We start from the raw sequence: 12,990 nt of genomic DNA on the forward strand, positions 1-12,990 counted from the left end.
CGCGCTATCGTGTCGCGATATGATGCGCGTCCGCCGGGCACAGGCGGTGCGCGAGGCGCATGGGGTGTTTACAATGCGGTAAGTCCGCCTTCGTTGCCGCGCGCCCGAAGCGTTCGTCACCGTAGCGCGCCAGCTATCTTTCTTTGAACTTGCACGGACGAAGTTCCGTCAGACCGACCACCCGATCAATTGGAACATCTGACCACCGCCCAGCGTAACGCCCACAACGCAAAGCTCGCGAGCTATGCGCGGCGCCCGCTCGCGTTCCTTTTCAGCTACATCAAGCGCCATCCGTTCGCCCACAGCGTGGTGCTCGCCAGTGTGTTCGCGGCCGTAGGTTGCGCGCTTGCGTCGCAGTACGCCATCAAGCATCTGATCGACGTGCTCGGAGCCGGACGCCATCATCCGGGCCCACTGTGGACCGCTTTCGCCATCCTCGTCGGCCTGATCGCCGCCGACAACCTGCTCTGGCGGGTCGGCGGCTGGTTCGCCGCGCACACCTTCGTCACCGTGACGGGCGACCTGCGGCGCGACCTCTTCCAGTACCTGAGCGGCCACTCGCCCACTTACTACGCCGAAAAGCAGCCCGGCACGCTCGCCAGCCGCATCACCGCGACATCGAACGCCGTCTACACGGCCGAGAACACCACCGCGTGGAACGTGCTGCCGCCCTGTATCGCCGTGGCCGGCGCGATCGTCATGATCATTGCGGTCAACCCGCTCATGGCGGCGGGCCTCCTGCTCTGCTCGGCCATCCTTTCGGTGATCCTCTTCAAGCTGGCCGGGCGCGGCTCGTCGCGCCACCACACCTTCGCCTCGAAAGCGGCCGCGGTGGACGGCGAGCTCGTAGACGTAATCGGCAACATGGCGCTCGTGCGTGCCTTCGGCATGACGTTTCGCGAGCAAAAGCGCTTCGGCTCGACCGTCAAGGCCGAGCTCGACGCCCGCCGCTCGAGCCTGCTCTACCTCGAAAAGCTGCGTCTGCTGCACGCCGTGATCACGGCCATGCTGTCCGCCGGCCTGCTCGGCTGGGCGCTGTGGCTCTGGGATCAGGGCAAGGCGACGTCAGGCGACATCGTGCTCGTGAGCTCACTCGGCTTCACGATCCTGCACGGCACGCGCGACCTCGCTGTGGCGCTCGTGGACGTGACCCAGCACGTGGCGCGCCTTGCCGAGGCCGTGCAAACGCTGCTGGAGCCGCACGGCATGCCCGACCGCGACGACGCCAAGGAACTCATCGCCCAGGGCGGCCGCGTCGACTTCGAGGGTGTGACCTTCGCGTATCCGCACCGCAAGCCGATCCTCGATCATTTCGACCTGCGCATCGAGGCCGGTCAGCGCGTGGGTCTGATCGGCAAATCGGGCGCGGGCAAGACGACGGTGCTCGCGTTGCTGCAGCACTTCTACGACACGCAGGGTGGCGCCATCAAGATCGACGGCCAGGACATCGCGCATGTCACCCAGGACAGCCTTCGCCATGCCATCGCGCTCGTGCCGCAGGACATTTCGCTGCTGCACCGCTCGATCTACGAGAACATCGCCTACGGCCGCCCCGAGGCGAGCCGCGAGGAAGTGGTCGCTGCGGCCCGCGAGGCGCGCTGCGCCGAATTCATCGAGGCGATGCCCGAGGGCTACGACACGATCGTGGGCGACCGCGGCGTGAAGCTGTCGGGCGGCCAGCGCCAGCGCATCGCGATCGCGCGCGCCATTCTCAAGAATTCGCCGATCCTGCTGCTCGACGAAGCCACCTCGGCGCTCGACAGCGCGTCCGAAGAGGCCATCCAGCAGGCGCTCGACCGGCTCATGGTGGGCCGCACGGTGATCGCGATCGCCCACCGCCTCTCCACACTCAACAACTTCGACCGCATCATCGTGATGAGCACGGGCAAGGTGATCGACGACGGCACCCCCGAAGAGCTGCGCAACCGTCCGGGACTCTACCGCGACCTCCTCGCCAAGCAGTACGGCAAGCACTCCACGCTGCATCTGGGCAGCAAGAAGGCCGACGAAAAACACGTGGCCTGACACCGCCCGGGCGGGCGCCTCGCCCGCCGCGTTTTGCCGCAGACACCCGGACGTAAAAAAGCCGCTTCAGTGCATCGACTGAAGCGGCTTTTTTCGCTCTCGCCCAGGCGCGCGAGGCGTGGGCGCTCAGCCCTGCGCGCGCTCGAGTGGCGGCAAACTCACTCCTTGCCGCACGCTGACCTGCCCGAGATCGCGCATGAAGCGATCGCGCCAGACCGAGACGTTGTTCTCGCGCAACTGGGCCATCATGTCCTGATAGCGCGCGAGCCGCTCGGCGAGCGGCATGGAGAGCGCGGCACTGAGCGCGTCGGCCATGCCGTCGATATCGAGCGGATTGACGATCAGCGCGCCAGAAAGCTCCTGCGCCGCGCCGGCGAAGCGTGAGAGCACGAGCACGCCCGGATCTTCGGGGTTCTGCGCCGAGACGTATTCCTTGGCGACCAGATTCATGCCGTCGCGTAGCGGCGTGACGTAGCCGACGTTCGACGCCCGGAACAGCGCGGCCAGCACCGCCCGCTCGTACTGGCGGTGGATGTACCAGATCGGTGTCCAGTCGAGTTCCGCGTAACGGCCGTTGATGCGCCCCGACTCCGCCTCGAGGCGCAACCGGATGTCCTGATACGCGTGCAGGTCGGCGCGGGTAGGCGGCGCGATCTGCACGAACGAGACCTTGTTGCGCTGCGCCGGCGCGTGGTCGAGCAGGCGTTCGAAGGCGCGAAAGCGCTCCACGAGCCCCTTCGAGTAGTCGAGCCGGTCAACGCTCATGATGACCTTGCGCCCGTGCAGCGTGGCCTTGAGCGTGCGCACCGGCTTGCCGCGCTCGCCGGCTCGGGCGAGTTCCGCGATCTCATCGGGATAGACGCCGATCGGGTAATCGCCTGCGCAGAGCGTCTGCCCGAACGCTTCGATGCGCGTGAGGCCGTCCGGCTGCATCGCAGTCGTACCGCCTGCCTCGTTCACGATGTAGTCGCAGAACGCACGCAGATCGGGCCTGGTCTGGAAGCCGAGCAGGTCGAACGCGCATAGCGCCTGAACCAGCTCGCGATGCGGCGGCACCGCCAGCAGCACCTGCGAGGCCGGAAACGGAATGTGCAGGAAGAAGCCGATGCGGTTCTTCACGCCCGCCGCGCGCAGCGCCTGGGCGAACGGAATGAGGTGATAGTCGTGGACCCAGATCACGTCGTCTTCGCGCAAAAGCGGTACGAGCTGCTGCGCGAGCCACGCGTTCACGCGGCTATAGCCCTCGTACTCGTGGCGGTCGTACTGGACGAGATCGGCGCGGTAGTGGAACGCGGGCCAAAGGGTTGCGTTCGAGAAACCGCGATAGTACTGGTCGTAGTCACGCCGCAACAGGCCGATGGTGGCGAACGTCACGGGTCCGCGCTCTTCGAGCGCGATCTGCGGCTGGCCGGAGGTGAGGACGTCCCCGCTCCATCCGAACCACATGCCGCCGGTTTCCTTGAGCGCGTCGTACACGCCCACCGCAAGGCCGCCCGCGGCCGGACCGCCCTCGGAAATCGGCGCGACGCGGTTCGACACGATGATCAATCGGCTCATGAGGGGCGGGGTCCGTACAGGAAATCGGGAAGGCGTGGCGCGCGCGAGGCACCGCCTCGCGTGATGCAATCTACGTGGGGAGTGAAGCGAGGCATGCGCGCGGTCACCGGGCGCCCGGCATCGCCGCGACGAGCGATGCGAGCCAGCCGATCAGCGCGTCGACCGAATCGACCCGCGTCTGCGCGATGGTGTCGCCGCCGCCGACCTTGATCGACAGCCCGCCCAGCGCATTGACGACGGCGAAGCCCTTCTCGTCAGTCAGATCGTCGCCGGCGAACACCGGGCGGCGCCCCGCGAACGGCGGCTCGTCGAGGAACGCGCGCAGCGCGCGGCCCTTGTCGACGTCCTTCGGCTTGATTTCGTAGACCATCTTGCCGGGCTGCAGCACGTAGGCGTCAGCGTAATCGGCGGCGAGGCGCTCGGTCGCGGCGCGCGCGGTACCCTCGTGTTCCGGGGCGTTGCGGTAGTGCAGCGCGAGCGACGCGCCCTTGATCTCGAGCAGCATGCCCGGATGCGTGCGCACCACCTCCGCGAGCACCTGCTCTATGTGCAGCAGACGCTGATCGTTAAAGCCGACACGCTGCGTGTCGCCGTTGGCGTCGCGCCGCTCGGCGCCGTGCAGGCCCGCCACGGGCAGATCGGGCATGCCAAGGAAACCGTCGATGCTCTCGATGCCGCGCCCCGAGACGATCGCCACGGCGCCGTGCGTCACGCGGCGCAACTCGCGCAGCAGCGCGAGCATGTCGGGGCGTACGAGCACGCCGTCGGGCGTGGGCGCGAGATCGACGAGCGTGCCGTCGAAATCGAAGAAAAATGCCGTCTGGTCAGGCGGCAGGACTGCCGGAAGTGCTTGCATTGCGTTCTTTTCACCCATCGGCCCGCTGGCCGGGTATGGCCCCGGGCTGCGCCCAGGGAAAGTGTGCGAATCTTACCGCGCCTTGGATCGATTATCGAGAAAGTAAGGGGCTGACCGGCTGCACAGGCTTGGCCGGACTCGAATCGACTTGTCTGCGGTCCGATTTTTCGAGAGTTGGACACTCCGCCAGGGCGGCCATTCAGCCGATGCGGCATATCGACGCGTGCGATCCGCACGACCGGGGCGCTCGCGACGGAGCGGACCCAATTTTGCTACAGTCGCAGCGACAAGCCGAGCCCAGTGGTCTGATCGAGCGCGGCCAACGTAATCCAATCGAGTCGACGAGATTGCCTTTGTTCCTCACCTTCGGGCCCACGCTGCGCATGTTCCACGCCCGCCTCTGCGGCGGTGCGCGCAGCCTGCGGCACGCGGCGCTCGCGGCGGCTGCCTTGCTGCTCGTGGCATGCTCGCACCCGGGCGAGCCGTGGCAGCTGACGAACGTAAGCGGCCACTTGCCCGACCTCGACTTCGCGCTCACGGCCGACAACGGCCAGCCCGTGACAGGCGCGAGTTTTCGCGGACGCACGACGCTCGTCTACTTCGGCTATACGCATTGCCCGGACGTCTGCCCGGAGACGATGGCGCGCCTGATGCAGGTTATAGCGAAGCTCGGCCCCGATGCGCAGAAAGTGCGGATACTCTTCATCAGCGTCGATCCGGCGCGCGACACGCCGCAGGCCTTGCACGCCTACGTCGGCGCATTCGATGCTCAGCATGCGCGCGGCCTGACCGGCAGCGACGGCCAGATCGAGTCGCTCGCGCGGCGCTACCGCGTGGCCTACCAGATGGAAAAGCGAGACCCGGACGGCAGCTACGAAGTCACACACAGTTCGGCCGTCTACGTGTTCGACGCTCAGGGTCACGCGCGCCTGCTCGCCACCGACCACGACACACCGGACGCGATCGCGCATGACCTGCGCCGCGTCATCGACGACACGGCGTGAACGCACGCCGCCTCGCGGGTCCAATCCTCGAGTCTTGACGAAACAGCAATCGCAACAGGAAACCTTATGACGAAGAACCTCAAGTCCCTCACCGTCTCGCTCGGCTGCGCGCTGAGCACCTTCGGTGCGCTCGCCGTATTCGCGCCCGCCGCAAACGCCGCCGCCGGCGCGCTGAGCACGCAGGACGCGTGGGTGCGCTGGCTGCCCAACGACCTGCCGGCCGCGGGCTATGTGACGCTCAAGAACGATGGCGACCAGCCGGTCGATCTCGTGAGCGTATCGAGCGACGCTTACGGCATGGTCATGCTGCATCAGACGGTCTCGAATGGCTCGACGCAAAAGATGGTCATGGTGCACAAGGCGACGGTGCCTGCGCACGGCACGCTTGCGATCGCACCGGGCGGCTACCACCTGATGCTGGAAAAGGCGAAGCACAAAATCGCGCCGGGCGACACGGTGAACGTGAAGCTGCAGTTCTCGGACGGCGAGACGCTCGACACGCCGTTCGCAGTCAAGTCGCCCTCGGGGCAGTAACGCCGCAGCAAGACAAACGCGCGCATTCTCTGTGGTTGCGCGCGCAAGCATGTTGAATCCGCGATGAGGCCGCCGCCATGCTCGCGATGACCCTGCTCTACTGGCTCCAACCGTGGGAGCCCTCGCCGACCGTGATGATCTGCACCCTGCTCGCGGCGGTGCTGTTCGTGCGCGGCAAACGGCACGCGCGGGTGTCGCTCGCGCGCCAGATCTCCTTCTGGTTCGGGCTCGGCGCGCTCTACGTCGTGCTGCACACTCGGCTCGACTACTACTTCGAGCACGAGTTCTTCATGCATCGCGCGCAGCACCTCGTGCTGCATCATCTGGGGCCGTTCTTCATCGCACTCGCCTACCCGGGCGCGGCGCTGCGCGCGGGCATTCCGTTCAAATGGCGGCAGCGCTTCGTGCGCCCCGTGCTCGCCGCGCGGCCCGTGCGCGTGGCGCTCGACATCGTCATGCACCCCGTCGTCGCGGTCGGACTCTTCGTCGGGCTCATCTACTTCTGGCTCTTTTCGCCGATCCACTTCATCGCGATGCTCGACTGGCGCCTCTACCGCGTCATGAACTGGAGCATGGTGATCGACGGGCTGCTGTTCTGGTGGCTCGTGCTCGACTCGCGCCCCGCGCCACCCGCGCGCCTCTCGCCGGGCAAGCGCGTGCTCGTCGTGATCGCGGCGATTCCGGCGCAGATCGTGCTCGGCGCATTCATCTTCTTCACGCCGCGCGAGCTTTATCCGGTCTATTCGATTTGCGGCCGCGCGTTCACCTGGCTTTCGCCCATCCGCGACCAGCAGATCGGCGGGCTGCTGCTGTGGATTCCGGGGTCAATGATGAGCGTAATCGGCGCGCTGGTCGCGCTGCGCCACTGGATGCGACTATCCGCGCGCGGACGTTTGCAGCAGGACCGGCGCGCCGGCGTGCGCGCCGCAGAGGGTGCGCCCCCGAAGGAAGGGCGCACGCTGCGCACATGAATTCCGGCGCAACCTGCGACAAACATCGAATCAGGCCAAGCGCATCCACACATGAGGAATGCCGTCTTCGTCGTGAATCCCGCCAACGGGTGAAAAGCCGAACGCGCCGTAGAACTTCTGTAGATGCGCCTGGGCGTGCAGACGCATCGCGACGTCCGGCCATTGGTGCACGATCTGCGCGATGACGCGTTCGAGCAGCGCGTTGCCGAGCTTGATGCCGCGATGGTTCTGCGACGTCACCACGCGGCCGATACGCACGTCAGCGTCCTGCGCGTCGGGCAGCAGCACGCGCAAATAGCCGGCTAGCTCTCGCTCGCCGCCCTGCTCGCTCCATGCGAACAGATGCCACGCGCCGAAGTCGAGACCGTCGATATCGCCATACACGCAGTTCTGCTCGACGACGAACGCATCGGAGCGCAGTTTGAGCATGGCGTAGACTTCACGCGCGTCGAGCGCATCAAAAGCTTTCCATTGCCAGTCGAATTGGGGCGGCGGCAAGGCGGTGGACTGCACGGTCATGGTCTGTGATTTCCATCTAAACATCGTGAATGGCCACGATTATGCCGCGCGCCGCGCGCGCCACAAAACCGCCACTCAGGTAGCACTCAGGTACCCCTCACTTTCGCCGGCGCGGTTGCTCGTATTTGCGCCAGTACTGGAACGGATCTTCATGCAGATCGATGTCGAGATCGACGATGCGCGCCTGCATGCTCTCCTGCGCGTCGGCAATGGCCTTGTTATAGACCGCCGGCGCGATCTCTTCGAGAAAGAAGCCCAGCAGCGCGCCCGCCGCGACGTTGCCGATCGGCTCTTCCATGTTCGCGTCGAAATAGCGCTGGATGGAGGCGATCGCTTCGCTGCGCGCGTCTTCGGGGAGTTCGATGGACATGTCGGGAAACCGGAGAGGATGGGTTCCGGCTATTTTGCGCCGCGTGCGCGGGCACGTAGCCAAAAACGCAGCAATCCGGCCGCAAAAAACAAAAGCCACCCGAAGGTGGCTTTTGTTTTGCATCTGGAGGCGCGAGCCGGAGTCGAACCGGCCTACACGGCTTTGCAGGCCGCTGCATAACCGCTTTGCTATCGCGCCAGAAGCGGACTGACCGGAATGAAGCAAACATGACGCACACTGCGTGCGCCCGCAACGACCGGACAGATTTGTTTGATGGCTTTGGGATGGCTATATACGCTGATCAAAGCCTGCCAAACAAAAAGGGAAGCGCTGCTTCCCCTTGGCATTTGGAGCGGGAGACGAGTCTCGAACTCGCGACCTCAACCTTGGCAAGGTTGCGCTCTACCAACTGAGCTACTCCCGCAAATGTCCTGCTTTACTGCGATTTTCCTGCTTCGGCGCTTCGTTTTTCTCTACTGCAAAAACGCCGCACCTTAAATTCTGGAGCGGGAGACGAGTCTCGAACTCGCGACCTCAACCTTGGCAAGGTTGCGCTCTACCAACTGAGCTACTCCCGCATATTTGCTTCAGACTTCGCCGAATTTGCACCTAACTTCAGCTTATCTTCTGCTATCTCCACCGCATCTGCCTGTTTGCTACTGCGTCGTGCAGCGGAGAAGTGAGATTATGTATAACCCTCAGAATCGTGTCAACCCCTTCGTGTGATCTTTTTGGAAAAAGACGCATGGGGTTCACAGCAGTCTGCTCACAGACTTCCCCGTTCGCGGATCTGGGGCCAAGCGAGCTTCATGTAATAGAGCATCGACCATATCGTGAGGAACGCCGCGACGTAGATGAGCCACGCGCCCCACACACGCGAGTCGAACAGCGTCACGCCGCCGAGCGTAAGCGGCGCGTAGAACAACAGCATGGGAATCGCGATCATCTGGCACGCGGTCTTGAACTTGCCGAGCGAATTCACGGCCACGCTCTTCGACGCGCCAATTTGCGCCATCCATTCGCGCAGCGCCGAAATCGCGATTTCGCGTCCGACGATCACGAGCGCGATTACAGCGTCGAGCCGCTGCAGATGCACGAGCACGAGCAGCGCCGCGGTCACCATCAACTTGTCGGCAACGGGATCGAGGAATGCACCGAACGAGGACGTCTGATTCCACTTGCGCGCGAGAAAACCGTCGAACCAGTCGGTGAGCGCCGCCAGCACGAAAAGCAGCATCGCCAGCACGTTCTGCTGCATCGGGGAAAGCATCGTCTGCGGCAGATAGAACACGCCAACCACGAGCGGAATCGCCAGGATCCGCAGCCAGGTCAGGAGAATCGGAATATTGAACGGCATCGGCTGGCGCTATCTGTCGGGGGAGATGCAATTATGGGAGATGCAATTGTGCCGCGTCGCCGCACCTGCCACAAGCAACCGTAAGGATTGGCCGGGCCGGACCCGGCCTGCGAGGCCGCCGCATCAGTGAAGCTGCTGGTAGATCTGCTCGGCGAGCGAGTGCGAGATCCCCTCCACGCTCGCCAGATCCTCAACGCTGGCCGCCATCACGCCGCGCAGGCCACCAAAGCGCGCGAGCAGCCGCTGGCGACGCTTCGCCCCCACGCCTTCCAGTTCTTCGAGCCGCGAAGTCTGGCGCGTTTTGCCGCGCTTCGCGCGCATGCCCGTGATGGCGAAGCGGTGGGCCTCGTCGCGGATCTGCGCGACGAGCATGAGCGCAGCGCTCTCCTTGCCGAGTTCAAGCGGCGCACGGCCATCGGCGAACACGAGCGTTTCGAGACCGACCTTGCGCCCCTCGCCCTTCGCCACGCCCACCAGCATCGAGGGATCGAGACCCAGTTCGGTGAACACCTGACGCGCGATCTCGACCTGCCCCTTGCCGCCGTCGATCAGCACGATGTTGGGTAGCGTGCCGCCGGGCGGCGGGGCTTCGAGGGCCTCGACGGCCTCGTTGGCTTCCACGGCGTCCGACGCTGCATTCGGGTCAGCGGGATCGGGCGCCGGGACGGGTGGCGGCGCCTCAAGGCTTTCAGCGCGCGCCGCTTGCGCGACCATCTTCTCGTAACGGCGCGTGAGCACCTGGCGCATGGCGGCGTAGTCGTCGCCGGGCGTGATGCCGGTGATGTTGTAGCGGCGATATTCGGCCGACTGCATCTTGTGATGGTGATAGACCACGCATGACGCCTGCGTCGCCTCGCCCATCGTGTGGCTGATGTCGAAGCACTCGATGCGCAAATGCGCGAGATCGTCGAGCTCGAGCCCGAGCAGTTGCGCAAGCGTGCGCGTGCGAGCCTGCTGCGAACCCTGCTCGGAGAGCAGGCGCGCGAGCGCGAGCCGCGCGTTCTGCTCGGCCATCGCGAGCCATGCGCGCTTCTGACCTTGCGGCTGACGCAGCACCGTGACCTTGTGCCCGGCTTGCTCGCTCAGTACATCGACGAGTTCGCGGTTTGCGGGCGGATGACTCACGACCAGCACGGGCGGCACGCGGTTGCCGAAATAGTGCTGCGCGATGAAGGCGTCGAGCACTTCGGATTCGATGCCGATCTCACGCTTCCTGCGCGAATCCGCTTGCGGCTCGAGCGCGGGCGTGGCGGCGGGTGGATCGGATTCGGCATCGCCTGCATCGTCGCTTGCATTGTCTTCATCGTCCGCGAGGTCGGCCGCGATGGCGAGCGGATCCGCTTCGAGCGCCGCATCGTCTCGCGCGTCGGCCTCTTGCGCTTCCTCGACATAATCCTCCACTGTCTTGCGCGCAAGCGAAGGCAACGACTTCAGCGCGCTCGCCGCGACCACGGTATCGCTGTCGATTTCCTCGGCAACGCCGCCCTCTTCGTCGGTGAGCGCGCGCTCCACATGCGCCGGGAAATACGCCTTGTCGCCCAGATGCCGGCCGCCGCGCACCATCGCAAGATTCACGCAGACGCGCCCGCCCAGCGCCACCACGGCAAGAATGTCGACGTCGCTCTCGCTACCCGTTTCGATGGCCTGCTGGTGCAGCACGGTCGATAGCGAACTCATCTGGTTGCGCACCGATGCCGCCTGCTCGAACTTCAGCTCCGAGGCGAACGCATGCATCTTCGTCTCGAGCTCCTTCATCACCTCGTTCTGACGGCCGAGCAGAAAGCGCGAGGCGTTGTTCACGTCGCGCGCGTAATCCTCTTCGCCGATCGCACCCACGCAAGGCGCCGTGCACCGACCGATCTGATGCAGGAGGCAAGGCCGCGTGCGGTTGTTGAACACCGAGTCCTCGCAGGTGCGCAACTGGAACACGCGCTGCAGGATCTGGATACTCTCGCGCACGGCCGAGGCGCTAGGAAACGGCCCGAAGTACTGGTTGTTGCGATCGACTGCGCCGCGGTAGTACGCCATGCGCGGGAACGTGTGCCCGGTGATCTTGAGAAACGGATAGGACTTGTCGTCGCGAAACAGGATGTTGTACCGCGGCGTGAGTGCCTTGATGAGATTGTTCTCGAGCAGCAGCGCCTCGGCCTCGGAACGCGTGACCGTGGTTTCGATGCGCGCAATACGCGTGACCATCATCGCGATGCGCGGCGAAAGCTGCGTCTTGGTGAAGTAGCTCGACACGCGCTTTTTCAGGTCGCGCGCCTTGCCGACGTAGAGGACCGCGCCTTGCGCGTCGTAGTAGCGATACACGCCCGGCAGATGCGGCAACTGCGTGAGCGCCTTTTTCGGGTCGAAAACGTCGGTGTCGGTCATCCAGTTTCGGGGACGGGAGTTGCGTCGAGATAGGTGAGACGTTGCAGAGCGCGCCGCCGTCGCGACGCGTTCATGGCTGTGTCCTAAAATCGCAATTTTAGATCATTCCATGCCGCACGGAATCAGTGCCGAACTTGCCAGCCGGGCGTTCTACGCCCGCTTGGGGCATGGCAGTCATGTTTCTGCGCGTCGCGCGCCACCCCACGCTACCCATGACAGAAGCTCACACTCCCGCCGCCGCTGACGATAGCACCATCGCCTGCGACCTCTTTTGCGCCGTCATCGACAATTTCGGCGACATCGGCGTGTGCTGGCGGCTCGCGCGCCAGCTCGCGCATGAGCACGGCTGGCAGGTGCGTCTGTTCGTCGACGACTTGCACGCGTTCCAGAAGCTCTGCCCCGCGCTCGACGCGAGCCGCGCCACGCAATCGGTCGAGGGCGTGCTCGTCGAGCACTGGCACGAGCCCGGGCATGCGGGCGACACGCTGCAGATCGCCGATGTCGTCATCGAAGCGTTCGCGTGCGAGCTGCCGCCCGTCTACGTCGCGGCGATGGCCGAGCGCGTGCGCAAACCCGTCTGGCTCAACCTCGAATATTTGAGCGCAGAAGACTGGGTGGCCGATTTTCATCTGCGACCCTCGCCGCACCCGCGCTACGCGCTCGCCAAGCACTTCTTCTTTCCCGGCCTTGGGCCCGGCACGGGGGGCGTGCTCAAGGAGCGCACGCTCGACGCCGCGCGCGCGGACTTCGAGCGCTCGCAAGACGCCCGTGCTGCGTGGTGGCAGCGCGCCACGGGCGGCCCGCCTCCCGGGCCGGAAGCCACCGTGATCTCGCTTTTCGCCTACGAGAACCCAGCCGTCGATCACTTGCTGGAGCAATGGCGCGACGGCCCGGCGCCGGTGGTTCTGCTCGTGCCGGAGGGCCGGATCTCTGGCGCGCTCGCGCGCTTTTTTGGGGAGCCGGCGTTCCGCGCGGGCTCTCAGGCCAGGCGCGGCGCGTTGCACGCGCACGCGCTTGCGTTCACCGAGCAGCGCGGTTACGACCCTTTGCTCTGGGCGAGCGATCTGAACTTCGTGCGCGGCGAGGACTCGTTCGTGCGCGCACAATGGGCCGCGCGACCGTTTGTCTGGCACATCTACCCGCAACCCGACGACGCTCACCTGCCAAAGCTCGACGCTGCGCTCGCGCACTACGGCCGCACGTTGCCAGAGGCGCCGCGCGCCGCGCTCGAGCGCTTCTGGCATGCGTGGAATGGCCGCGGCACGCCAGACTGGGCCGAGTTCGCGCAACATCTGCCCTTCTACGCGGCGCGCGCGAACGCCTGGGCCGCCGAGCTCGGGCAGGTTGGCGATCTCGCCGGAAATCTCGCCGGATTCGCAAAAAGTCAGTTAAAATAAGCGGTTATCCGACGGCAGCCGTCT

At 65.3% G+C, this 12,990-nt stretch carries 11 protein-coding genes and 3 tRNA genes; 5 read left to right on the plus strand and 9 right to left on the minus strand.

The annotated features are described in order from the left end of the window. The first annotated feature begins 189 nt into the window (after positions 1-189). Positions 190-2,025 carry an ABC transporter ATP-binding protein gene (locus JMY28_RS22820; protein WP_201698179.1) on the plus strand — a complete coding sequence of 612 codons (1,836 nt, stop codon included), beginning with the start codon at positions 190-192 and terminating at the stop codon, positions 2,023-2,025. 126 nt (positions 2,026-2,151) lie between these two features. Here JMY28_RS22820 and otsA read toward each other — a convergent pair whose 3' ends face one another. After that, entirely contained in the window at positions 2,152-3,582 is a 1,431-nt protein-coding gene (gene otsA, locus JMY28_RS22825; protein ID WP_201698180.1) for an alpha,alpha-trehalose-phosphate synthase (UDP-forming), read from the minus strand. Between the two features lie 103 nt (positions 3,583-3,685). Then, the gene (otsB, locus tag JMY28_RS22830; RefSeq protein WP_201698181.1) at positions 3,686-4,438 is read right to left on the minus strand and encodes a trehalose-phosphatase; all 753 of its coding nucleotides are present in this window, start codon (positions 4,436-4,438) and stop codon (positions 3,686-3,688) included. 383 nt (positions 4,439-4,821) lie between these two features. Here otsB and JMY28_RS22835 point away from each other — a divergent pair, with 383 nt between their 5' ends. The 3 genes from JMY28_RS22835 (at position 4,822) to JMY28_RS22845 (ending at position 6,947) form a co-directional block, all read left to right on the plus strand. Next, positions 4,822-5,442 (plus strand): SCO family protein, encoded by a 621-nt coding sequence (locus tag JMY28_RS22835; RefSeq protein ID WP_201698249.1) that lies wholly within the window; start codon positions 4,822-4,824, stop codon positions 5,440-5,442. Positions 5,443-5,508: 66 nt separating this feature from the next. After that, entirely contained in the window at positions 5,509-5,976 is a 468-nt protein-coding gene (locus JMY28_RS22840; protein ID WP_201698182.1) for a copper chaperone PCu(A)C, read from the plus strand. Positions 5,977-6,062: 86 nt separating this feature from the next. Beyond that, positions 6,063-6,947 (plus strand): cytochrome c oxidase assembly protein, encoded by an 885-nt coding sequence (locus tag JMY28_RS22845; RefSeq protein WP_201698250.1) that lies wholly within the window; start codon positions 6,063-6,065, stop codon positions 6,945-6,947. Positions 6,948-6,977: 30 nt separating this feature from the next. On the opposite strand, the gene JMY28_RS22850 is transcribed toward JMY28_RS22845, so the two are convergent. The 7 genes from JMY28_RS22850 to uvrC all read right to left on the minus strand — a co-directional run bounded on the left by JMY28_RS22850 (position 6,978) and on the right by uvrC (position 11,569). Beyond that, positions 6,978-7,466: a GNAT family N-acetyltransferase gene (locus JMY28_RS22850; protein WP_201698183.1), complete on the minus strand. Its 489-nt coding sequence runs from the start codon at positions 7,464-7,466 to the stop codon at positions 6,978-6,980. Between the two features lie 97 nt (positions 7,467-7,563). Further along, complete coding sequence (locus JMY28_RS22855) at positions 7,564-7,836, minus strand: DUF2164 domain-containing protein (protein WP_201698184.1); 273 nt, start codon at positions 7,834-7,836, stop codon at positions 7,564-7,566. Between the two features lie 124 nt (positions 7,837-7,960). Next, positions 7,961-8,034: transfer RNA gene (locus JMY28_RS22860), tRNA-Cys, on the minus strand. Positions 8,035-8,184: 150 nt separating this feature from the next. Beyond that, positions 8,185-8,260, minus strand: a tRNA-Gly gene (locus tag JMY28_RS22865). A 78-nt stretch (positions 8,261-8,338) separates the two neighbouring features. Beyond that, a tRNA-Gly gene (locus JMY28_RS22870) sits at positions 8,339-8,414 on the minus strand. A gap of 188 nt (positions 8,415-8,602) precedes the next feature. Continuing rightward, a complete protein-coding gene (pgsA, locus tag JMY28_RS22875; protein WP_201698185.1) occupies positions 8,603-9,193 on the minus strand; it encodes a CDP-diacylglycerol--glycerol-3-phosphate 3-phosphatidyltransferase in 591 nt (196 codons plus the stop codon). A 123-nt stretch (positions 9,194-9,316) separates the two neighbouring features. Next, positions 9,317-11,569 carry an excinuclease ABC subunit UvrC gene (gene uvrC / locus JMY28_RS22880; RefSeq protein WP_201698186.1) on the minus strand — a complete coding sequence of 751 codons (2,253 nt, stop codon included), beginning with the start codon at positions 11,567-11,569 and terminating at the stop codon, positions 9,317-9,319. A gap of 212 nt (positions 11,570-11,781) precedes the next feature. On the opposite strand from uvrC, the gene earP reads away from it, so the two are divergent. After that, positions 11,782-12,966 (plus strand): elongation factor P maturation arginine rhamnosyltransferase EarP, encoded by a 1,185-nt coding sequence (gene earP, locus JMY28_RS22885; RefSeq protein ID WP_201698251.1) that lies wholly within the window; start codon positions 11,782-11,784, stop codon positions 12,964-12,966. Positions 12,967-12,990: the final 24 nt, after the last annotated feature.

It is taken from the genome of Paraburkholderia hiiakae (assembly GCF_904848665.1).
GTDB lineage: Bacteria > Pseudomonadota > Gammaproteobacteria > Burkholderiales > Burkholderiaceae > Paraburkholderia > Paraburkholderia hiiakae.

Bases quoted from the DNA above. Each gene is read 5' to 3' on its own strand.
- earP (WP_201698251.1), top strand. From the start codon at position 11,782: ATGACAGAAGCTCACACTCCCGCCGCCGCTGACGATAGCACCATCGCC.
- JMY28_RS22850 (WP_201698183.1), bottom strand. From the start codon at position 7,466: ATGACCGTGCAGTCCACCGCCTTGCCGCCGCCCCAATTCGACTGGCAA.
- otsB (WP_201698181.1), bottom strand. From the start codon at position 4,438: ATGCAAGCACTTCCGGCAGTCCTGCCGCCTGACCAGACGGCATTTTTC.
- pgsA (WP_201698185.1), bottom strand. From the start codon at position 9,193: ATGCCGTTCAATATTCCGATTCTCCTGACCTGGCTGCGGATCCTGGCG.
- JMY28_RS22840 (WP_201698182.1), top strand. From the start codon at position 5,509: ATGACGAAGAACCTCAAGTCCCTCACCGTCTCGCTCGGCTGCGCGCTG.
- uvrC (WP_201698186.1), bottom strand. From the start codon at position 11,569: ATGACCGACACCGACGTTTTCGACCCGAAAAAGGCGCTCACGCAGTTG.
- JMY28_RS22835 (WP_201698249.1), top strand. From the start codon at position 4,822: ATGTTCCACGCCCGCCTCTGCGGCGGTGCGCGCAGCCTGCGGCACGCG.
- otsA (WP_201698180.1), bottom strand. From the start codon at position 3,582: ATGAGCCGATTGATCATCGTGTCGAACCGCGTCGCGCCGATTTCCGAG.
- JMY28_RS22845 (WP_201698250.1), top strand. From the start codon at position 6,063: ATGACCCTGCTCTACTGGCTCCAACCGTGGGAGCCCTCGCCGACCGTG.
- JMY28_RS22855 (WP_201698184.1), bottom strand. From the start codon at position 7,836: ATGTCCATCGAACTCCCCGAAGACGCGCGCAGCGAAGCGATCGCCTCC.